Origin of the sequence: Acinetobacter sp. AOR14_HL (genome assembly GCF_027855175.1) — a bacterium.
In the GTDB taxonomy this organism is placed as follows: Bacteria; Pseudomonadota; Gammaproteobacteria; order Pseudomonadales; family Moraxellaceae; genus Acinetobacter; species Acinetobacter calcoaceticus.
Map to the genome: position 1 here is coordinate 469,262 of NZ_JAKTII010000003.1, position 22,733 is coordinate 491,994.

General features: G+C 38.0%; 18 protein-coding genes and 1 pseudogene. 5 read left to right on the forward strand and 14 right to left on the reverse strand.

Features of this window, described 5'->3' with window-relative positions:
* Positions 1-3: 3 nt before the first annotated feature.
* The 5 genes from MKL38_RS03195 to MKL38_RS03215 all read right to left on the reverse strand — a co-directional run bounded on the left by MKL38_RS03195 (position 4) and on the right by MKL38_RS03215 (position 5,764).
* Complete coding sequence (locus tag MKL38_RS03195; protein ID WP_270902460.1) at positions 4-1,014, reverse strand: fimbrial protein; 1,011 nt, start codon at positions 1,012-1,014, stop codon at positions 4-6.
* On the reverse strand, positions 1,011-3,569 hold the full coding sequence (locus MKL38_RS03200; protein ID WP_270902461.1) for a fimbria/pilus outer membrane usher protein: 2,559 nt from the start codon (positions 3,567-3,569) through the stop codon (positions 1,011-1,013). Before MKL38_RS03200 ends, MKL38_RS03195 begins: the two co-directional genes overlap by 4 nt.
* Before the next feature lie 58 nt (positions 3,570-3,627).
* A complete protein-coding gene (locus MKL38_RS03205) occupies positions 3,628-4,362 on the reverse strand; it encodes a fimbrial biogenesis chaperone (protein ID WP_045432364.1) in 735 nt (244 codons plus the stop codon).
* 85 nt (positions 4,363-4,447) lie between these two features.
* Positions 4,448-4,981 carry a fimbrial protein gene (locus MKL38_RS03210; protein ID WP_000731817.1) on the reverse strand — a complete coding sequence of 178 codons (534 nt, stop codon included), beginning with the start codon at positions 4,979-4,981 and terminating at the stop codon, positions 4,448-4,450.
* Between the two features lie 492 nt (positions 4,982-5,473).
* Complete coding sequence (locus tag MKL38_RS03215) at positions 5,474-5,764, reverse strand: hypothetical protein (protein ID WP_045432360.1); 291 nt, start codon at positions 5,762-5,764, stop codon at positions 5,474-5,476.
* 665 nt (positions 5,765-6,429) lie between these two features.
* Here MKL38_RS03215 and MKL38_RS03220 point away from each other — a divergent pair.
* Positions 6,430-6,699, forward strand: coding sequence for a hypothetical protein (locus MKL38_RS03220; RefSeq protein WP_270902462.1), 270 nt, complete (start codon positions 6,430-6,432; stop codon positions 6,697-6,699).
* 545 nt (positions 6,700-7,244) lie between these two features.
* On the opposite strand, the pseudogene MKL38_RS03225 reads toward MKL38_RS03220, so the two are convergent.
* Positions 7,245-7,328: pseudogene (locus MKL38_RS03225) on the reverse strand (TetR/AcrR family transcriptional regulator); the annotation flags it as partial.
* A 63-nt stretch (positions 7,329-7,391) separates the two neighbouring features.
* Between MKL38_RS03225 and MKL38_RS03230 the strand changes: the two are divergent.
* Complete coding sequence (locus MKL38_RS03230; protein WP_004642834.1) at positions 7,392-7,628, forward strand: VF530 family DNA-binding protein; 237 nt, start codon at positions 7,392-7,394, stop codon at positions 7,626-7,628.
* A gap of 191 nt (positions 7,629-7,819) precedes the next feature.
* On the opposite strand, the gene MKL38_RS03235 is transcribed toward MKL38_RS03230, so the two are convergent.
* The 3 genes from MKL38_RS03235 to MKL38_RS03245 all read right to left on the reverse strand — a co-directional run bounded on the left by MKL38_RS03235 (position 7,820) and on the right by MKL38_RS03245 (position 10,323).
* Positions 7,820-8,086, reverse strand: a complete 267-nt coding sequence (locus MKL38_RS03235; protein ID WP_270902586.1) for a helix-turn-helix domain-containing protein — start codon at positions 8,084-8,086, stop codon at positions 7,820-7,822.
* Between the two features lie 110 nt (positions 8,087-8,196).
* Positions 8,197-9,297, reverse strand: a complete 1,101-nt coding sequence (locus MKL38_RS03240) for an ABC transporter substrate-binding protein (protein ID WP_270902463.1) — start codon at positions 9,295-9,297, stop codon at positions 8,197-8,199.
* Between the two features lie 72 nt (positions 9,298-9,369).
* A complete protein-coding gene (locus MKL38_RS03245) occupies positions 9,370-10,323 on the reverse strand; it encodes a TauD/TfdA dioxygenase family protein (RefSeq protein WP_270902464.1) in 954 nt (317 codons plus the stop codon).
* 221 nt (positions 10,324-10,544) lie between these two features.
* Between MKL38_RS03245 and MKL38_RS03250 the strand changes: the two genes are divergently transcribed.
* The 3 genes from MKL38_RS03250 (at position 10,545) to MKL38_RS03260 (ending at position 15,854) form a co-directional block, all read left to right on the forward strand.
* Positions 10,545-11,366: a Crp/Fnr family transcriptional regulator gene (locus tag MKL38_RS03250; RefSeq protein ID WP_004701544.1), complete on the forward strand. Its 822-nt coding sequence runs from the start codon at positions 10,545-10,547 to the stop codon at positions 11,364-11,366.
* 117 nt (positions 11,367-11,483) lie between these two features.
* Complete coding sequence (locus MKL38_RS03255) at positions 11,484-13,148, forward strand: arylsulfatase (RefSeq protein ID WP_270902465.1); 1,665 nt, start codon at positions 11,484-11,486, stop codon at positions 13,146-13,148.
* Positions 13,149-13,364: 216 nt separating this feature from the next.
* Positions 13,365-15,854 (forward strand): TonB-dependent receptor, encoded by a 2,490-nt coding sequence (locus tag MKL38_RS03260; RefSeq protein WP_270902466.1) that lies wholly within the window; start codon positions 13,365-13,367, stop codon positions 15,852-15,854.
* A gap of 66 nt (positions 15,855-15,920) precedes the next feature.
* Here the strand turns inward: MKL38_RS03260 and mgrA are convergent, their stop codons facing one another.
* From mgrA to MKL38_RS03285, 5 genes are all read right to left on the reverse strand, one after another.
* Positions 15,921-16,919 carry an L-glyceraldehyde 3-phosphate reductase gene (mgrA, locus tag MKL38_RS03265; RefSeq protein ID WP_270902467.1) on the reverse strand — a complete coding sequence of 333 codons (999 nt, stop codon included), beginning with the start codon at positions 16,917-16,919 and terminating at the stop codon, positions 15,921-15,923.
* Between the two features lie 15 nt (positions 16,920-16,934).
* Entirely contained in the window at positions 16,935-18,296 is a 1,362-nt protein-coding gene (locus MKL38_RS03270; RefSeq protein ID WP_270902468.1) for an LLM class flavin-dependent oxidoreductase, read from the reverse strand.
* A 62-nt stretch (positions 18,297-18,358) separates the two neighbouring features.
* Entirely contained in the window at positions 18,359-20,554 is a 2,196-nt protein-coding gene (locus MKL38_RS03275; protein ID WP_270902587.1) for a TonB-dependent receptor, read from the reverse strand.
* 128 nt (positions 20,555-20,682) lie between these two features.
* Positions 20,683-21,750 (reverse strand): ABC transporter substrate-binding protein, encoded by a 1,068-nt coding sequence (locus tag MKL38_RS03280; RefSeq protein ID WP_270902469.1) that lies wholly within the window; start codon positions 21,748-21,750, stop codon positions 20,683-20,685.
* A 50-nt stretch (positions 21,751-21,800) separates the two neighbouring features.
* Complete coding sequence (locus tag MKL38_RS03285; RefSeq protein WP_270902470.1) at positions 21,801-22,709, reverse strand: TauD/TfdA dioxygenase family protein; 909 nt, start codon at positions 22,707-22,709, stop codon at positions 21,801-21,803.
* Positions 22,710-22,733 lie beyond the last annotated feature (24 nt).

The following is a 22,733-nucleotide window of genomic DNA, read 5'->3' on the forward strand; positions in this document are numbered from 1 at the left end:
TGATTAATCATATTCAATAGTTACAGTAGCCATTGCACGTACTTTACCAGCAGTCACATTTGTTGCTGTTTGGTAGTAGCGAGCAGTCATCGGTACGTTATATTGAAGTGTCTGATTAGAAGACAATGTACCTAGGGCTAATTTGTCACCTTTTTTGATGACTTGATTTTTATTTTGATAATTCCACAGTAATTGTACGCCCACACCATTTGCTTTTTCAGATGCGGCAGCAGTATTTGCCAGTACCTGATTATTTGTGCCGTCTTGTGTAAAGTCGTAAGTTAAACTAATGAGGTTTTTCTCTTCGTAGCCAGTAGGGTTGATACCGCCATTACAGAGAATGTTCATATCAAAGGTTTGTTCACCTTGAGTAGAACCAACACCTTTGAAGCCAGCCTTTGTAACGGTTGGAAGCTGTACAACTTTGTTAATATTACCTTGGATTTCACATGAAGATGACGCAATGGTAATCGCATTAGCATTAACAGTACTTGTTAAAAAAGGTTGATTTGGAAAACCACGGATATAATAACTACTATATCTGCCTGGTACTAATGTTCCAGAACCGGTTTGTGGAGCAATTTTAATAATTTCCACCACAAAATAGCCATCTGCTAAGTAACGATTACCTGAAATGCCAGTACGTTGATATGGGTAATAACCAGAAAAATTGGCATTATTCTCTGCTTCACGATAGAGGCGAATACCAATGCCGGGAATATTCGTGGTATAGATACTATTGCCTAAAGAACTTAATGGATAAGCTTGAGTTAATTCCGCAACTGCTACATCTCGGCTATCACAATTATTGGCTTGTGTCGTAGTCCGAGTAATAGGAAAAGTCGCTTTTCTTAAAATAGCACCGACTTGATCACTAGGACGCACAACGACACGGCCCACCGCCATTAGCACATCATTTGCTTTATAGTTAACCATGGTACATGCAGCATTAGCCTCACCATACACACCAAAACCAGCAGTAAATAGAGCACCTGTTAATAATATTCTTTTCATTTGCAGACAGCCTCAGTCATTACCATGCTTTGTTGCTTATTTTGCAACTGATTACTGATGTTGTATTCAACCGAACAACGTTCATTGCTTTCGTCACCCCATTTCACATAGAGACGATCTTGAGCAAGTGGAGTACGTAAGTAAATCATACTACCTTGTGCAACAATACCGACAGCTTCATCTTTCTGATTAAAGACTTGAGCTGCAAACGGTAAACTGTTGCCATCTACAGTTTTACTATTAATATAAACTGCATAACCAGTTTTAGTCGCAAAATCTACTTTAGCAATTGCGCCAGCAAAAGGTGCAATACGTTGACTTGTTTCTTCAAGTTCTACTTCGCTCGACATTTCTTGTGGGTCAAGGGTAATGTCATTAAGACGGTAAGGAGTTACATAAGGAACTACTGCATAACCAGCCTTATTCACGCTTAAACCAACGGCATTATTAACTTTTGCTCCGGCAGCTTCTGGAGCATGCACAAGTACCATCGTTTGGCCTTGCTCAGGTCCAAATAAAATACCTTCTGAGTGTGCAACCACACTACCAGTTAAGCTAACCATTGCTTGTTGGTAAGAATCAGCCACACTATAAGAACCACCAACAGTTGTATAGTTAGTACGATAACGACCATTTACGTTAAATGATGGATTCGCATAATCCTGATGCGACATTGAAGCGCCGTAACTAAAGCGATCTCCAACCATTCCACTTGCACCAACAGTACGGCTGTCTTCAGAAGCAGTAACGTTGACGTTAACCGAATTCTTTTTGAAATCAATCGGGAACGATAATGTCATTAAATATTCAGTATCGTGTGTTTGATTCGTTGAACCATATTCAACTTTACGGTTAATTGCAGATAAACCATAAGTTAAGCCATGGAAATTATTACTATAACCAAGCTGATATTGTTTAGTACTTTCGCTACGGTTCCAATAGTCAACCCACGAACCCACTACATAGAAGTTACCCCAACCTTCAGGTAACCCTTGGTTCAAGGTGATTTGGAATTCACTACGTTGGCGACCAGCAGAGTAAGTATTAATACCTTTTTCTTCAAAATCACGGATCAGTAGAGCATCACGTAATTTATAGAAGTTCTCTGTTGAGTAACGATAAGCTGCTAGCGTTAAGTTTGTGTTAGTCGGAGTGATCAACTTGCTATAACTTAAACGGAAACTTTGCCCTGACTGTGAAGACTGTTTTTCAAACTCAGCTTCAGAATGTGTAACGTCAAGTGCAATCGCACCAATTGGCGTAGCAAAAGCAGCACCCAACAATACAGCGGCATAATTTTCAGTTGCTTGTATGCCTGTATAACCTGTTAGGTAATTATTAATACCTTGTTGGTATTTACCTTGAACAACCCAAGGGTCAATATCAATGTCTGAATCTCGGAACTGACCTACAGTTAAAGAATAACGATTCATACCAGGGCGTAGCATCTGCACAACAGATGCATAAGGCACAGAAAACTTTTGTATTTCACCATTTGCTTCGATAACAGAAACTTCAATCTCGCCACCAAAACCAGTAGGGTAAAGGTCATTAATTTCAAAGTTACCTGGTGCTACCGTTGTTTGATAGATAAGTTGGCCTTGTTGACGAACTTCAATTTTTGCATTGGTTTTGGCATTACCACGAATACGCGGAGCATAGCCCAACATACTATTTGGTAACATTCGATCATCACTTGAGAAGTCGATACCACGATAGCCATAAGAATCAAATACTTCGCCGTTTGTAAAGCTATCCCCAAGTGTTAAAACACCACGATATTTCGGGAATGCTCGCTGTAAGTAAGTACTTGTTTCTTCGTAACTTGATTTAGATTGATTTTCGGCAGGAGTGTCTTGCCATTGCCATTGACCATTATGACGTAATTGCCAACCACCTAAATTTAGTCCAGCAGTCACACCCATAAACGCGTTTGTTGTTTCGCTTTGATCATTAGACTGAGTAAATGTTTTGTAAGCACTACCGTTATAAGATAAAAAAGCAGCATTAATTCCACGATCCCATAAACTTGGGTCGACATAGCCTTGCGCATTTTTTTGCAAAGCAACTTGTGGAATCGAGATATCTACGCGTAAGCGAGAGTTATCAAACTCATAAAATGCATTTTCAACCCACTCTTCAATTTTATAACAACTACTATTTTCTTTTTGAAGAGGAGCATGCTGCGCTAAAATCTCTTGTTTTACACCATATTCAGCAAGAGTATTTCCCGTAAAGCAGGTTACAGCATTTTTATTTGATTCTAATGCTTTAAAAAACATACGGCGTTTGCCAAACCATTGGCCATTTACATAAACGTCAACATTATATTCACCTGGTAAAACAGGATTACCGTATTTAAAACGAGAAATATCAACTTTTTGAGCATCACCAATTAAAAAAGCAGAATCAAATTCAGCTTCTACAGGAGCACTCGCGACTGTTTCTTCAGCGTGCACGAATACAGGCATTGTCATTGTGACAACACCAGAAGCCAAGTAGTAACAAATATGGCGTTTTAATAATTTATAAGATTCTTGCCTTTTTTTTGGCATAGCTAAGTCCGCCTACTCACATAATAGGTGCTTAAATTTATTAAAAAGATAAATCTGATTACTGAAGTTTTATTTGGTGTTCGACTCGACCACCATAGTCATTGACATTCATAAAACTCATATCTTGAAGATTGCCATTCTTAAGCTGAACAGATTCTTCAGAAAAAGGTTTAATCATTAAACCTTGAGGTAATAAATCAACTTTTTTATCACCTGCCTTTTGGTAAACAGAAGTCATTGTGATATGAAAAGGAGTTGGATTTTTTACCGTTAAATTTTGACCAGATTTAACCCATTGAAGCTTATCAGCAGCTAAATTCGCATCATCTTTAATTGAAGCTGGACGATAGAAGAATTTAATGCGTGAACGAATTGCCAATTGCAGAAAATTATCAGGCGTCGTATTTTCAGTTTTTGAAGTTGGTCTTGGAGGAATATCCAAAACATTTAACCACAAAACCGTTTCTTGCTTCTGATTTAACTGAGAAGCAGTTGGTAAAGCAGTAATACGAAGAGTCTGACTTTTTGTAGCTTCAACACGAGAAATAGGGGGAGCAATCATAAAAGGAACTTTTGATTGATCCGGAGTGCTTTTTGAGTCGCCTTCATCAAGCCAAGCTTGAACAAGAGCTGGTTTTGAACCGTTATTGCTAACTTGTAGCGTAACTTCTCTAGCATCCGACGGATAAATTACACGAGTGCCATGGATTACAATTTCTGCTTGAGTAGCAGGTGCTACAACTGTTGAAGCAAATGCTAAACCTAACAAAAAATTATAACTGTTCAATTTCATTTCAGAATTCTCAACCAAGAAAGATTCGGGAAAGCGCCACAAAAAGAGGGTTTCTATGCGGACATAGAAACCCCACTATCAATAATTATTGATAGATAATTGTGTATTGAACAGAAGTATTTACTTTACCAGCTGTAGAAGCACCAGTTGCATAGTATTCAGCATAGTAGTTAAGGTCAGCGCTACCAGCTGCAGCTACGTCAACCCATTGAGAGTTAGCTTGAGCACCGTTTGCACCAGCAGCAAGAACTGGGATGAAGTTGTTGTTGCTACCTAAAAGTTGAACGTTAACGTTTTTAGCACCAGTAGCGTCTTTGTTAAGTAAACGACCAGTATTAAAGTCAACGTTAGCACCTGGTTCGAAGTAAGTAGCTACTTTACCTTCAGAACAGTTAGCTAATTTAATTTGGAAAGGAGTACGACCAGCAACATCCCCAGCAACAGCTAAAGTTTGCTTAGAAACAGTTGGAAGAGTAACTGTGAAGTCTTTACCAGCTGGAGTAACGATGTCACAAGTTTTGTCTGTAACTAAACCATTAATTGTAATTGTACCATCAGCAGCTTGAGCATTCGCAATCCCTACAACCGAAAGAGCAGCGATCAAAGCAAGTTTTTTCATAGTGTTTTCTCAAAAGTCTGGATAAAAGTTTATTTCCTTACTTTTCCAGTGTTTGACATCTTGAAAAGTAATGCGGCGATATTAACACTTCTTAAACAAAATGCAAACTAGATCACATTATTTTTTCATAATAAAAATTAAATCACACTGAAAATAAATGCTTCAAGACAGCCTTTTACAGGCTATATAGCTGTTTATAAATAATTTTTGTTTTTTCTAAAAAAGAAGAGATACAGAGATAAGTAAGTTACATAAGAACACTATGTAAATAGAAAAGAATTAAACAATTTATGTGAAAAAGAAGCTTAAATTCTTACAATACAATTATATAGAATAAATTATGCACATGTATATAGAGAAAACATACAAATAGTCATTTTTTATAAAAAAGAGTGACTCATCCTTTAAATCATCAAAATGTGCGATCAGTTCGACAAATCACTCTTTAATCATGCTTATTGTAGGAATAGCCTCAAATACTATGCCTATAAGTTAATGATAGTTGATAACCACGACTTTGTGATTAGAACCTATGCTTTCAATGCTAGTATCCATTTTCTCAGTATGTTGAGCTAAGTTAGAAAGACTACTTTTGTTTAAATATTCACTATCAAGTTTAATATTTAAATTATTTACCTCAACACATTCTATCTCGCTATGTTCTGTTGAACATGTATCTTCAACAATATTTCCTCTTATCATTATTGTGTTATTTGCATAACAAAATAATGGGGAAGTGGAAAGCACCATCAGAATAAGAAGTTTAAATATATTATTTTTCATTTTATATGCCTATTTATAAAATAGTTTATATCTATTTGATACAATATTTTTAATTTAAAAACAATCATTAAGTTTAAATGAAGAAAAAATATTAATTTTGACGTGACGAAAATCACATTAAATGTTTTAAATAATGTAATAGTTAGAATTTTAAAAACATATTAAGAAACATAATAATCACAACACTTTAAAAATTGTTTATTTTTAACTCAAGTTATTGATATTTATGATATAAATTTAAAATAAGAAATAGAATAAAATTAAAATAATTAATAATATATAATTAAACATTTAATAAATATGTAATTTATTTTTTGTGATTTTAGTATTTACTTTGCAAGATAATTACAGAGAAAAAAGATACTAATTTTATTTAAAATGTGAATTATTTAGCTTTTTATTTATAAATTGAAAAATAAATTCATTTTATTTATTAAACACAATTATCAAACCCTCAATAAGTTGAAATTCATCACACATTTTAAATATATTGAGGCACAAAAGGTTATTTTAACTTTTCAGGGTTCTTAAAATTCTTTTTACAGTATAAACATGCGCGATATTTTTAAGATTAAATTATATCAAGTAGAAATAGAGGCTAGAGAAAAGCATAATAGTATTTAAATACAATATCTTTAAAGGCAAATTACTCAAAGTAGATGCACGTGCTGGCGACAAAGGCACAGAATATTCATCTAATTTTGCAATCAGAGAAATTCGACCGTGGACTTGAGGAAATGGTGCGATGTTCACAGGCAGTTAAACTTGATGAAGATCATCATCATTTAGTTGAGTTTTATAAGTGTTATCTGAATAAAGAAATCTTTATTCCAGTGACATTGTCATCAATGGACAGCAATATTTTTTATCGTACTAGTGGTGATGCTAAGGCGTTACAGCTAGAAGAAAAGAAAACTACAGAGCTAAAATCTTAATATTATCAAATACTTAATTTGGAATTATACGATTGTTCGTATAATGTATATTATGTTAAATAAGATATTTAGAAATCTACCATATATAAGACTCTGGCTACTCTACGTTGCTGCTACGCCGTTTATTCTTTACTACAGTAAATTCTTAGCTTGGTATCTGTTGCTCAACCAACTTACTAACCCATGGCACTCTTAACGACTTAAACTGGCTTAACCCTATTTTTAATCTTAACCAGAATAATTCTCTAGGCAGCTTTTTGAAAACGTAATTACAATTTTATGGTTCCCCTAGCTAGAATACTTAAGCTACTTACCAGTTTTATTTTTATTGGGCTGTATTTTGTGTCTACTGGCCGATATATAGTTTTTTCCCCTAAATAGCCTTTTGAACATCAATATTATTATTTTGCTTAGGCTAAATTCGAACGCATTGATTATTTCATATCCCATTGAAAGTTAAGTAAAAATTTTTAAAACAACCTTTACATACACATAAAAAATGTTATAATACATGTGTTGTTCATCTTGTTTCAAAGCATCTTCATCAACAGTAAACTATAAATTTCTTTAATCAGCCAGTTTCGATAATCAATTACAACCTAATACGCTTCGGGATGTGTTTTCGCAATCCCTCTCATTTTCCAACTAGCTCAGGTTATAATAATGGATTCCCAAAATATTGTTGATCTATTATGAATGCCTCTAATGACCCTTTACACGGCAAAAAACTTGCTGACATTTTGGATGAGTTATTGGATTACTACGGTGGCTTTGAAGGCTTAAATCGTAAAATTGAAATTAGATGTTTTTGTATAGATCCAAGTGTTAAATCATCATTGCGATTCTTACGTACCACACCATGGGCACGTGAAAAAGTAGAAAACTTATATTTGTATGTTTTACGCCAAAAAGCTAAACAGAAATCGTAGCTATCAAAACCCTAGCCTCTACATTTTAATTAGTGGTGGAATGCCACCACTCTCCTAGACAAATTTAGTCTATTCTTAAGACTTTTTTAGTAGGAAAATATGTATTTATAGCTAGGTTCATGAACCAAATATTTTATAAGTTATCACCTTAGTGTTCTATTTGAATTTTAATCGTTTACCAAGTTAATCACTCATTCAGATGGCTTTATAATTTTTCCAACAATATGTTCATGCGTAGGTACAAGACCTGTTTTTAAACCCAGTGGCTTAAACACCTTATCTAAAACTGATTGAGTAAGTTTACTTTTATCCTGCTCAATATCAGTTAATGTTCGACGACTTATCCCGACTAAAGCAGCATATTGTTCTTGCGACAAGCCCAGCACATTCTTGCGCAAATATGACAGTAGTTGTCCCAATGTAATCTCACTCAATAAATATTGTTTATATAAATCGATGAGAACTTGCTGACGATATAGCGAAGGCTAAACTCATAAGACAATGTTAAGTAGATGATAAAAAAGACCTCGATTAAGGTCTTTTTGCATAGCCGCTTCATTTAATAATTTTATTTTGAAGAGTTCCAATAATTGACATAATTCAACTGTTGAATCCCTCGTTCGACAAACTCAGCATTTTGCCATTGTTTTACATCAACATCGCGTTTTATCAGCTTGGCCTTTAATGCAGTTTGTACACCTTCTTGTAGATGCCCAAGATAGTAGTCATCTAAAAGTGGTGAAAAAACTGTTTTTAAGGCTTTGTCTTGTAGACTCAATGCATAGAGTTCTTTAGGTAATCCTGCATTTTGAGTTACGAGTTGAAGAGCATTGTCCCTGTTTTCAGGCTGTGAAACCCAATGCGCTGATTGTAAAACTGTATTGACCAGTGTTTGGACAAGTTCAGGATGTTGTTTAATAAACTCACTACGACCCACCAGACCTGACTGAATTGTCCCAGCTCCATCCTGCCGCTGTCCAGTACTCAGCGGAACCTCTACAATTTTCTGCTGTTTTAGCGCCAGAATTGGCATTAAACCCCAGCTTGCATCAATTTGCTTAGCTGCAAGTGCAGCATTGGCCGCAACAGGATCTAAATTAATAATGCGGAAATTTTTTTCAGTAAAGCCATATCGCTCGATATATTGATCAAAAGATAACTGCATGGCAGTTCCTTGAAAAATCGCAATTCGTTTACCTTTTAACTGCTCTAGGCTGGTATATCCTTTATTTGGCAGAACACCCAAATAAGCATCTATATGTCGTCCAGTTGCTACCAGTAACGTGGTATCGATTTGATTCGATTTGCCAATAATGGCTGCTAAGTCACCTAAAAAAGCAAAATCTAATTGCTTATTGGCCAAGGCTTCATTAATTACAGGCCCTGCACCTTTAAAAAAATGCCATTCAACCTGAATGTTTTTCTTTGCGAATTCTTTTTCAAGTAGCTGATTTAAATATACATAATCAACTAAGGGTGTGCCGCTGCTGTGTCTTTCACTACTACTTAGATCAGGTACAGCAATTCGAATTTTTACAATGTTTTCAGTCTGATTTGTTGTTTTTGATGGTGCTGATGAAGATGGTTTGAAAATAAACAGTAGCAGAGCAATAAAAATAAGCGCAGGAATAATCCAGATAAATCGATTACGTTTTGATAGTGTGGCCATATCATTTTTCTCAACAACATATACAACGTCACTGCTTAACGACAGTGACGTTCTGCATGTTTAAAGTGGTATTTAGTTGGCATTTAAAACAGCATGAAGCTTGGCTTTTTCGAGTTGTTCTGCTGATAAATCTTTGGGTAATGTGGTTTTACCCTTTAAGCCATGGACACCAGTGGTTACTTCACCTGCAAGCGTAATTCGGCGGACAACGCGATGTTGATCGCCATAATCGTTAACTGCATAGTGCTGCGTAGAGCGATTATCCCAAATTACCACATCTCCTTCCTGCCATTGCCAGCGCACGGTATTTTCTGGTCGCGTTACTTTTTCTTGTAAAATATTAAATAAAAGCTGTGAATCACTTTGACTGAATCCTACAAGCCGTTTGAAAAAATGCCCCAGTAATAGACTTTTCTTGCCAGTTTCTGGATGTACCACGACTACTGGATGCTCTGTCTCATACTTGGTGGATACAAAAATTTTCTTCAGTCTTTCTAGTTGTTCCGGCTCGACATTTTGTTTTGGTCCACCATAGTCATATTCATTTGAATGTACAGCCACCAACTGCTCAGCAAATTGCTTTAAAAGTTCAGGCAAATCTTCATAAGCAGTTTCGGTATTTGCCCAAGTTGTATCACCACCTGTTTCAGGGATGATGAGACCTCTTAAAATACTAATTTTGGGATAGGCATCCACAAAAGTAACATCAGTATGCCAAGAATTAGCTCGTGCACCTTTTTGTGAGTCAAGTTCAAAAATAAAATCTGTGCCATCCACTGCGGGTACTGTTGGGTGTTTAACGGGTGAACCAAACAATTCTGCAAATTTCTCTTGTTCGGTGTCTCCCAAATGTTGCTGGCCACGAAAGAAGAGTACTTTATGCTCTAATAGAGCGTCATGTATAAACTGAACGGTTGATGGATCAAGCTCAGGGCTTAAATGAATGCCTGATATTTCAGCCCCAATTCGACCAGTTAATTTTTTAACTTGTAGTTGTTGTGCTGGTTTCTGAATAAATGTTGTCATGTTAATTTCCTGTCATAATATATGACTGAATTTTTATCAAAAACGGCGGCATATTCTGTTATTTCAGAGACAATCCATCACGTAAAAAATTATTTTGATATTTAAATAATTAATAACACGCACATATGAAAATTAAATATGAAATTATATTTTTTTGAAATTTGAATAAATTTTAACTCTGATAAGCTGTTTAAAATCTTAGTTTATATCTCTGATTTATCATGAAAGCATCATCAATTATCGAGTTCAGGAATCCTATCTCAAAATATCAGAATGATTTTGACGGCGGGCAATCTTCTGATCATCAAATTATAACGAATGAATTTATTCATAAAAGTATTCGTATTTTAGAAAATTATCAGGTTATTCAATCTTTATCTAATACAGAGAAATCTACACTTATTCAGCATTTAAAAATAAGAAAGTATTATCATAATCAAACGATATACAATCAGAATGATCCGTGCACTGATATCAATATTTTGCTTGAAGGCGCACTTAAACTTGGCTGGAGCACATCTCAAGGCAAATATCACACCGATATTTTTGTGCCCTCAGGTACATTAATCAATATTGTTCCGATCGTAACGGGTCAACCCCTACTTCACGACCATATTGCACAAGGTAGAACGGTAATTGCCAACCTTCCTGGCCAATTGTTTATGGATGTCATCAGAAATAACGCAGATGCTTTGTTTATGGTGTTGAAATTAATCTGTGTAAGAACACAACTAAATCGTGAACAAAATTTCATTTATTCAACTGAAACATTGCAAACTCGTCTTGCTAAAAAACTAGTTTTTCTAGTGGATTATCATTCCTATCAGGATAAAGATAAAATTTTACTGAATCTCAAATTGAGTCAAGAAAATCTGGCAGAACTTTTGCAGACTTCAAGACAAAGCATTAATAAAGAACTAGCAGCGCTTTCGAACCAAAACATCATTGAGGTTAAATATAACCAAATCTTTATTTTAGACTTTGAAAAGCTAAGCGATATTGCACAGACTCATCAGTTCAACAGTACCACTAAGTTTCTTTGATATATCTGCTTTTATCATAATGATATGATTTTATTAGGAGATAACTGTCAGAATAGAAACAGAATAAAAATTTGTCATATTTACACTAAGCATTTTAGTCGCTTTGTTGGATAAAACATGACAGATGTAAATATCAAAAACCAACCTAATATTTTATTGATTGTGGCAGATGATTTAGGCTTTTCAGATTTAGGTGCTTTTGGCGGAGAAATCAATACACCTCATTTGAATGAATTAGCATTAAACGGCTTAAGACTGACTAATTTTCATACGGCGTCAACCTGCTCCCCCACTCGTGCGATGTTACTTTCAGGCACTGACCATCATTTAGCTGGTTTAGGGACCATGGCAGAGGCCCTTACCCCAGAACTCGAAGGTAAAGAAGGCTACGAAGGTGTATTAAATAACAAAGTTGCCGCATTACCAGAATTATTAAAAGATGCGGGTTACTACACCATTATGTCTGGAAAATGGCATTTGGGTCTAAAGCCAGAATATTTTCCAATTGAAAAAGGATTTGAACGTTCTTTTGCACTATTACCTGGTGCAGCCAATCATTATCTATTTGAAGCAGATATTCCAGAAGACCAAATTCCACGCTTACTTAAGTCCACAAAAGGACTATATGCAGAAGATGATGAGTTTGCGGAAGAACTACCACAAGGATTTTATTCATCCGATTATTTTACCACTCGCCTTCTAAACTTTTTACAAGATGATGAAGCACGACAAGGACGTCCTTTTTTTGCATACTTACCTTTCTCTGCACCTCACTGGCCACTGCAGGCACCTCAGGAAGATATCGATCGATATAAAGGACGTTATGCGGATGGCCCCGTTAAATTGCGTGAACAGCGCCTTGAGAAACTCAAGCAACTTCAATTGGTAGATGCAGAAACAACGATTCACCCTGTCCTCGCTAGAACTCCATTCTGGGAAAATCTTACTCAAGAACAACGCGACAAGTCCTCAAGAATTATGGAAGTCTATGCGGCCATGGTAGATCGTATGGATCAAAACGTTGGACGTGTAGTCGAATACCTTAAAGATCGAGGGGAATTAGACAATACCATTGTTATTTTTCTATCAGACAATGGTGCAGAAGGCGCTCAACTTGAAGCTCTACCTGTCTTTGGCGGTCAACTTAATGAAATTATCGAGCAATATTACGACAACAGTATTGATAATATTGGACGAGCAAACTCATATGTTTGGTACGGAGAACATTGGGCACAAGCAGCCACTGCTCCTGCTCGCCTTTATAAAGCACATACTAGCGAAGGTGGAATTAGAACAGTTTCTTTTATTCACTACGCAGGGTTTAAACGCCAAAATCAGATTAGTCACGAGTTTTTGACGGTCATGGATTTACTACCAACCCTACTGGATTATTTAAATATTCAGCATCCTGGTCAGGTGTATAAAGGTCGTCAATTGGTGCCACTGCGTGGACGTTCTATCTTGCCGTATTTACAAGTACAACAAGATCATATTCACAGTGAAGATCATGTCACTGGTTGGGAGTTGTTTGGTCAAAAGGCTCTGCGCAAAGGAGAATGGAAAGCGCTCTTCATCCCTGCGCCAAATGGCCCGAATCGCTGGCAGCTATATAACCTTAAAGATGATAAAGGCGAAACTCAGGATTTGGCAAAACAATATCCAGAAAAGCTCGATGAATTACTCAAAGAATGGGCAAATTATGTCAAAGAAAATGGTGTGATCGAAAATGTGCAACAACGAAGATTATTACAGAATGATCAGCTAGAACCGTTTGAAGCATAAAAATAACGAAGAGATTAGTATCAACTGATTGAACTAAGCCAGCACCTAATGCTGGCTTTTAAATTTGCTGCCTGAACAATATTTTAAAAGGCCTATGTTTAAAAAAATTACTATTAAATATAAAGATAAGATCATCAAAATATAAACTTAAGTTTGTACTGATAATGACAGTGTTCAATTACATAAAAATTAAAATCATCACAAAGAAAACACAAAATGGAGTCATTAATGTCAGTTCAAAAGCACACCTTTCATTTCAAGAGAAAAAGATTAGTTTTAAATAAAATCACGCAAAGTCTGTTTATTTCACTTATAGGGTGTGCAGGATATTCATCTATTGTCTATGCTGAGGACACTTCCCCTACTTCAGGGACAGTGGTAACGGAAGCCAGTACATCAAATTCACAGTCAAACAGTAAAGCGGATGATGTTATTCAGCTTGCTGATGTTATCGTGACGACACGAAGACGTGAAGAAAAAGCGCAAAATGTTCCAACACCAATTAGTATTTTAAGTGCCAAAACACTGGAAACACAAAAACTCAGTAAACTTGAAGATCTACAACAAGCCCTACCCAGCCTTAATGTTGCTTTCTTGAACCCACGTCAATCTAGTGTAGCGGTTCGGGGTTTGGGTAATAACCCAGCCAGTGATGGTTTGGAAGCTAGTGTTGGGGTCTATCTGGACAATGTTTACTTAGGTCGTCCCGGCATGGCTGTGTTTGATTTATTAGATATTGCTCAACTCGAATTATTACGCGGGCCACAAGGGACATTATTTGGTAAAAATACCACGGCGGGCTTATTAAACATTAGCTCAAAACAGCCTACCTTCGACCCAGACCATTCTGCTGAAATTTCTTTTGGCTCACGCAATTATTTGCAGGCTAAAGGAACGTTTTCAGATGCACTATCCGAAAATGTAGCAGGCCGACTCTCATTTTATAAAACAACTCAAGATGGTTTTATTCATAATACCTATAATGGTAAAGATTATAACAATACAGATCGCGAAGGTGTTCGCGGTCAAATTCTCTGGAAGCCGCAAGAGAATTTTAATTTACGTTTAATTGCAGATTACAACAAACAAGATGATGATCAAGGCGCGATGGTCGTGTACTACGCTGGGCCAACGTTTAACAGTACCGTATATGGAAATAACTACAATCGTTACTTAGAAAATGCCACACAGTCAGGTGCCAAAAATCTTTACACCAATTGGAAAGACAAACAGATTCATTCAGATGCCCCACAACACATGTCTGTTGAGCAAGGTGGTGGATCGGCAGAAGCCAATTGGTCGCTAGATAGCGGTAAAAAAATTACGTCGATTAGTGCATACCGCTTTTGGAACTTTACCCCTACCAACAGTGATTTTATTAGCTCAAATGCCTTGATTAATGGTGGTGTTTCGGTTCGAGATAAACAGTACTCTCAAGAGCTACGTCTAACATCGGCTGGGAATCAGAAAATAGATTGGGTGACAGGCTTATATTACTTTCAGCAGCATTTAGACAATACGACTTTCTCTTTATATGGAGATAAGGCGGATGCATTTTATCTTTACAACGTTCCGAGCGTAAGAACCTTAATTGCCAATGGTCAATCGAATATTTTGAATAATCGAGACTCATATTCATATGGAACAACTGAGACAAAAAGCTCAGCTGTATTTGGCCAAAGTACATGGCATGCGACACCGAAGCTAGACATCACCACAGGTGCACGGGTTACCTATGAAGATAAATCTGCCAGTATCTATAGAACCGACCCTATTGGGGGTACTCCAATTTCGGGTTTAAGTGTGGCAGAGCGTAATTTACTAAATGCCCAACTCGGCGCATACGACTCAGGTGAACTGAAGCAACATGGTTTAAGTTACTCTGGCTTACTGACTGGCAGCTATCGTTTAAATCCGAGCACACTGGCCTATGCAACGTATTCACACGGCGAGAAATCAGGTGGCTTTAACCTAAGCATTGGTTCTGCACCAGCAGCGGGTGCTAACTCGTTAAAGGTTGATCCTGAAAAAGCAGATAACTATGAAATTGGATTAAAACAGAATTTTCTTAATAATACCTTACGGCTTAATAGCAATATATTCTGGATTGATGTTTCTGACTATCAAACCACAAGCTATGAACAAGTCGGCAACTCTGTCGTGAGTGTATTAGCAAATGCAGGTAAAGTACGCAGCCGAGGGATTGAACTCGATGCAACCTATCAACCTATTCGTCGCCTTACACTCAATTTTAATGGTTCTCTTAACGATACTACTTATACAGAATACAAAAATGCGCCTGCTCCATCCAATATCAGCATTCCAACAGGCGTAAATACACAAGATCTGTCTGGAGAACGTGTATATGGCGTACCGAAGTGGATTGCAAATTTCAATTTCCGTTATGACTTAGCTGAGCATAATAACTGGCAGCCCTATGTTTCAGGAAGTTATGCTTGGCGAGATTGGTCATATGGCTCTTTAGATAATAATCCGTACAGTGTTATCAAAGCCTATGGATTAACAAATGCGAGTCTAGGTGCACGACACCGTATTGGTGAAAATGAACTGGATGTTGCGCTATGGGTAAAAAACCTCACCAATGAGACCTATGTGACCAATACATGGAATTCTTCTAATGGTATTGTTCTCGCTAGTTTAGGTCAGCCTCGTACCATCGGTGCAACCGTGAAACTTAGCTTTTAATAAATAAAATGCTCAATCATTGCAGCATTGGCTCCTTGAAAGCCATGCTGCAAATTTTGTATAGAGTTATGGGGTATTTAGAATAGCGTCAATCTGAGTCAATTCATCTGCACTAAACACCGTATTTTGTAATGCTTTTAAATTTTCGATGATCTGCTCTGGTCGGCTAGCACCAATGATTGTCGATGTAATGCGTTCATCTCGTAAAACCCATGACAATGACAATTGAGCCAATGTTTGGTCTCGGCGCTTTGCTATTTCATTTAACTGCTGTATTTGCTGTAGCTTCAATGCAACGAGATGCTCTGACTGTAAATAGCGACTACCACGCCCGATACGTGAGTCTTCAGGTACACCATTAAGATATCGTCCAGCCAATAAACCTTGAGCCAGTGGTGAGAACGTAATTACGCCAAAGCCCTCTTGTTTAGCCGTTTCTGTTAAGCCCTGTTCAATCTGACGTTCAAAAAAATTGTAAATCGGTTGATGCAAAGTAAGTGGAACATGATAGGTCTGAAGCAATTCTATCAACTGTAAAGTTAACTCTGGTGTATATCCAGAAGAAATCCCCACATAGAGAGCTTTACCTTGCTGCACAATATCGGCAAGTGTCTTGGCTGTTTCTTCAAGCGGTGTTTCTGGGTCATAACGATGTGAATAAAAAATATCGACATAATCAAGCCCTAGTCGCTGTAAGCTTTGATCAAGGCTAGCCATCAGGTATTTTCGGCTGCTACCACCTTGTCCATAAGGTCCAGGCCACATGTCCCAACCAGCCTTTGTCGAAATAATAAGTTCGTCTCGATATGGCTTGAAGTCAGTTTTTAAAAAGTGCCCAATATTTTTCTCTGCACTTCCATAGGGTGTTCCATAATTATTGGCAAGATCGAAATGATTAATTCCATGATCAAACGCCGTGTAAAGTACCGATTTTTGTTGTTGAATTGGAGTGTCATCTCCAAAGTTATGCCAGCAACCGAGTGATAATGGTGGTAATACCAAACCACTATTTTTAATTTTTCGATATTGGAATGATTTATATCTTTCTGAATTTGCGAGATACATACTTTCTTTGTCCTTTTAATCGGCAGCAGCCAAGAGGCCGAGGTTTTGTCTTAATGTTTGACCTTCGTATTCTTTGCGGAATAAATTGCGTTGTTGAAGGATGGGAATAACCAGATCGACAAAGTCGCGAATTCCATTGGATATGACGGCCGGCATAATGTTAAATCCGTCTGCTGCACCACTGATGAACCACTCTTCAAGCTGATCAGCGATATATTCTGGCGTTCCAACCAAGCAAAAATGCCCACGTCCTGATGCAATACGTTGGTAGAGCTGCTTAATGGTTAGACCCTGCTCTTGCCCGAGTGCCTGAATCAATTGCTGACGACTTTGCTGCCCCGTTTGCGTCTCGGATAAATCTAACGAAGCTAAAGGCTGATTCACATCCACACTGCTTAAATCAAAATTACCCAGCATTCTGCCTAAAAGCCCAAGACCAATTTCATCATCAACGAGCTCATCTAAAAGCTGTTGTTGTTTCTTAGCCTCTTCATGCGTATGAGCAATAAGCACATATACACCCGGCATGACCACTAACTCATGTTCTTGGCGATCAAAGTCTTCAAGACGTTGCTTTACATCGCTATAAAATTGCTGTGCAGCGGCTAAGTTAGATTGCGCAGTAAAAATGACATCTGCTGTACGAGCTGCCAGATTTTTACCTCGTTCTGAACTGCCTGCCTGAACCATCACAGGGTGAGACTGTGGGCTTGGGCTAATATTGAGTGGACCTTTTACCTGAAAAATATCACCGCAATGATTGAGCGCGTGTACCTTATCTGGATTAAAGAAAATACCTCTGGCTTTATCATGAATAGCTGCATCCTCATCCCAACTATTCCAAAGTCCTTTTACGACATCGTGAAATTCTTCAGCACGTGCATAGCGGTCTTGATGTTTGACATGTTCCTTTGTGCTGAAATTTTTCGCTTCAAGTGCAAAATCGGTGGTGACGAGGTTCCAGCCTGCACGTCCAGCAGAAATCTGGTCTAAAGAAGCAAACTTTCTTGCGAGATGATATGGTTCGTTATAGGTTGTTGTGGCTGTCCCAATGAGCCCAATATGACGTGTTTGAGTCGCGATTGCCGAAAGTAATGTAAGGGGTTCAATCTCGCTACCGCGAATTTTGCCTGAGGTCGCAGTTGCTGGATCAACAGCCAAACTATCGGCAAAAAAAATGGCATCAAATTTCCCTTCTTCAGCTATTTTTGCTGCGCTTAAGTAGCGTTCATCGGGACTTAGGTTTAATTGACTCGCTGGATGCCTCCAACTGGCCAAATGATGACCATAACCATCTAAAAATAAATTAAGGTGAAGCTTTCTTGTAGACGAATGTTGAACCTGAGATGACCTTACAGGTTTTAAAGGATTACTCATTTTAATCAGTCCAATTGATTGGTGTACACCTCGTAAAAAACGAGGCGTACTAGACATACTTTTTAGAAATTTTTACGAAATGAAATACCAAAGTAGCGTTCATCATCTCTAGGGACTTGACGATTAATACGGCTACCATTTGTGCTCAGCAGAGTTGCGTATGATTTATCCGTTATATTCCGTACATTCAATGCCAATCGCCAGTCAGAGGCAGTATCAGCTAAAGCAATGCTCGCGTTCAAAAGCCCATATGCACCCTGAATAGTGTTTTGGTTTTGGTCGAGACTGAACTGCACTTTGCTTTGCCATGCATATTGGGTTGAAAGTTCAATTTGCTTGTTATTTGCCAAAGTAAAATAGCGATCGAGCTGGGTATTAAATTTCCAATCCGGAGAAAATGGTAGCGGTTTACCATTTACATTTGGGCACGAAGTATCGGCAGCTGGACATTTGAAGTCGTCAATTCGTGCATGTGTATAGGCTCCTGAAAAGTTTAGTGCCCAATTTGGATTAATCTTATATACCGAATCAATTTCGGCCCCATAGGTAGAGACACTTCCTGCATTAACTAAGCGGGTTATCGGGAAACCATTTGGGTCAAGAGTTCTAAAATTTGCCTGATAGTTATCATAATCCGTATTAAATAGCGCCACATTGACACGCAGACGATTATTCAACCATTGAGATTTGAGACCAAGCTCGTAAGAGTTAGCCGTTTCAGGATCGATGACAGGCGTATCATTTTGCTGCATATTAAAATAAACGTTATATGCAGGACCTTTATAACCTCTCGAATAGGTAAAATAGCCCAATATATTCGGTGTAAAGTCATATTGAGGGCCAATGCGGCCTGAAACTCCGGTTTCACTGGTTGATCCTTCACTGCTAAATGAAGAACGAATCGCATTTCGGACACCTACACTGCTTGGAACAGTTGAAACTCGGCTGTGATCATAAGACAACTCATCCCGAGTAACACGTAAACCTGCAATCCATCTCAACCGATTTGTGAAATGAAAGGTACCTTCACCAAATGCAGCATAGTTGGTGCTGTCTGTGTTATAGATTGCCTTACCAAAATCTACGACATAGGCATTAGAGGCGTTGTTGTACCAAGTTGACTCACGTTGATAAGTCTCATCGTTTTTGTTCTTTGAAAAATATAGACCCGCGACATAATCAAAAAAACCATGATCGAGCGGTTTAATTCTAATTTCTTGAGAGAATTGCTTACTGTTAACATGCCCTAAATCAGCAATTCCGGCAAAATTTGGTGTCGGTGCTGCAAGCTGATCACTGTCACCAATCTGTGTGTTTTTCCATTGGCGAAAGGCTGTAATTGATGATAGTTGATGATTGGTTAATGTCCAGTCTGCAGTGAGTGCTACGCCCTGATTGGTATCATCAGTCGAGGCTTGAGTATTTTCAACTGTACTTCGATTAGTTAGAGATGCCACAACAGGCGATAATGCTGCTGCATAGTTGGCATCGGTATTTTTAACCACAATGCCTGTCGGGGCACTCCCTTTTTTATGCAGGTAATCGGCAGTAAAGCCCAACACTAAACTATCGGTAGGCGTATATTCAAATTTGGTTCTAAAACCATAATTTTTATAGCCGTTGACGTCTTCATTTGTTGTGAGATTTTCTACATTGCCATCAAAATTACCTAATAGCGCCGAAACATTGGCAGTTAATTTTTCAGGAATTAATGTACCAGATGCTCCTAGTTTAATTCGTTGTTCACTATCGTTAGTGGCATAGGCATCAATATAACCAGAGGTTTCACTGGTTGGATTTTTGGTCACAATATTGACTACACCTGCCGATGCATTTTTACCAAAAAGTGTTCCTTGCGGACCACGTAGGACTTCAATACGATCCACATCTAACAAATCAAGTGTTGCTTGCCCAGGTCGGCTGTAGACAACGCCATCTATCACTGTTGAGACTGAAGGTTCGACACCCGGTGAAGTGGTAACGGTTCCAATGCCGCGAACAAATAAGGAAGTATCTTTATTTGAGGCTCCAGCCCGAAAGTTAACACTCGGTACTTGTGTTACCAATGTTTCAAGTGAGTTGCGCTGTTGCTTGTCGAGTTCTTTTCCACTAATGACTGAAACAGCAACAGGTACTTTTTGGAGTGATTCTTCACGGCGTGTTGCTGTTACTACAACGGTTTCTAACTGAGCCACATCCTCTGAAGAACGTGCAGAGTTTGAGACTGTTTCTGCGTGAGCTTGTCCCCAAACAGACAAGATACTCAGCGAAAGCAGACTTAAATTTAAAATTTTTTGTTTGGTTGCTGACGTGAACGGATCACGCGTTACACTTTTCGAATGTATCGACATTATTTACCCCATAATTAAGTTTTAAAAGACGGTGCTTATTTCACCGATTTCAAATATTCATACTGCTGAGTTGGTTTCCAGTAGGTCTTTAAATTTGATTGTTCAAGTGCTTGATTTACAAATGACGGATTGATCCAGCTTTTGACGTCAATATTTTTTCGTATCAACCCTTGTTGCGTAGCCAAAGTAATTTTTTGCTGCAATTGCTGGGTGTAATAGCCATCAAATAACGGTGAATATAAAAACTTCAGATTTACCCCATTGAGTTCTTGAGCATATATAGATGCTGGATAGCCCGATTGGGTAAAAAATAGTGCGACTTGTGGTACTCGATTTTGCTCATTTGAGAGCCAATTCAGACCTTTTACAACCTGAGTCACAACTTGTTGTGTTTCATTTGGATGTTGTCGAATAAATGATTGACGACCTAAAAACACACCTTGGGTAGATCCTGCACCATTTAACTGACGACTACTTATAGGTAAGTTAACGATGTGTTTGTCACGTAATGCAAAAAATCGAGAAGGTCCCCATGACGCATCAATCTTTTTTGCGGCCAAAGCTGCGTTGACGGCGTTAAAGTCTAAATTGACCACTCGCACATCGCTGAGCTTTAAACCTTGGCTGTTCAATGCACTCACAAATGACAATTCATCTGCTGTGCCACGTAACAAACCAACGCGTTTTCCTTTTAATTCAGCAAAATTTTTGATCGAAAGATCAGATCTTACCGCCAGATAATTGGTGATCCCGCGCGCCGTTGGAACAAGTAATTGGGTATCTAATCCATTTGCTTTACCAATGATCGGAGGCAAATCACCTAAAAAGGCGAAATCCAGTTGATTGTTGGCCAATGCTTCATTAATGGCCGGCCCAGCACCTTTAAAGAAATGCCATTCCACTTTGACATTGTTTTTTGCAAGTTCTTGCTCAAGCCATTTTTTGTTGTAAAGCACATCAACAACTCCACCACCCGCGTGTTTCTGACCAGCAGTTAAATCGGGAGAACCAATTCGGATTGTTTTAAGGCTTTCAGCATAACTGGCATGTCCATAAGCCAATAAGCTCAGCAAGATCAATTTTTTAAAAATTGATGGTTTCATTATATTTTCCACATTTTTATTGATAAATCAGCGTCGTATTATTTAGACACTTATGAAGTAGATGGCTTAATTTGCTTACTCGCTTTGCCATCGATATCAACTGGAACATCGCCTGCTAACGTAACGCGTCGCATAATACGCAAGGCGTCACCATAATCATTGACAGCTAAATGTTGAGTGGCGCGGTTGTCCCAAATAGCGACATCTCCGTTCTTCCACGTCCAGCGAATCGTGTTTTCGGGCTTGGTAATACGATCTTGAAAAATTTCAAATAGCTTGTTGGACTCTTTAGCAGTCAGACCTACAAATCGTTTAAAAAATTGGCCTAAAATTAAGGTTCGTTTACCTGTTTCAGGATGTACTCTGACCAATGGGTGTTCCGCCTCATAGACAGTTGAAGCAAAGATTTTTTGATGGCGTTTTACCACTTCATCACTTGCGGAAGGCCGAAAACCACCATAATCAAAATCATTGGTGTGAATCGCACGGAGCTGATTGGCAAGGAGCTTTAGTGGCTCAGGCAATTCATCATAGGCTGCTTCTGTATTTGCCCATGTGGTATCGCCCCCTCGATTGGGGGTAGTTACCGCTCTTAAAATGCTGATTTTTGGATAATTTGAAACAAAGGTGACATCGGTATGCCAAACGTCTGCACGACCGTCATGACGTGAATCAAGTTCAAATATATAAGTCGAACCCTCTGCCACTGGAACAGTAGGATGTGAAATAGGTTGCCCAAGCAATTCTGCAAACTTTTCCTGCTCTTGATCGGTTAAATGTTCCTGATTACGGAAAAAAATAACTTTGTGGTCAAGCAATGATTGCCTAATTTGATTCAAGACCTCAGCATTAAGGTTTGAAGATAATTCAACATCATTAATTTGCGCACCGATACGACCTGCTAAAGGGATCACATCGATTAACTTACTCACTGGTTTTTTTAATAATAAATCTGCCATATCATCGTTCTCATCATTGATGAT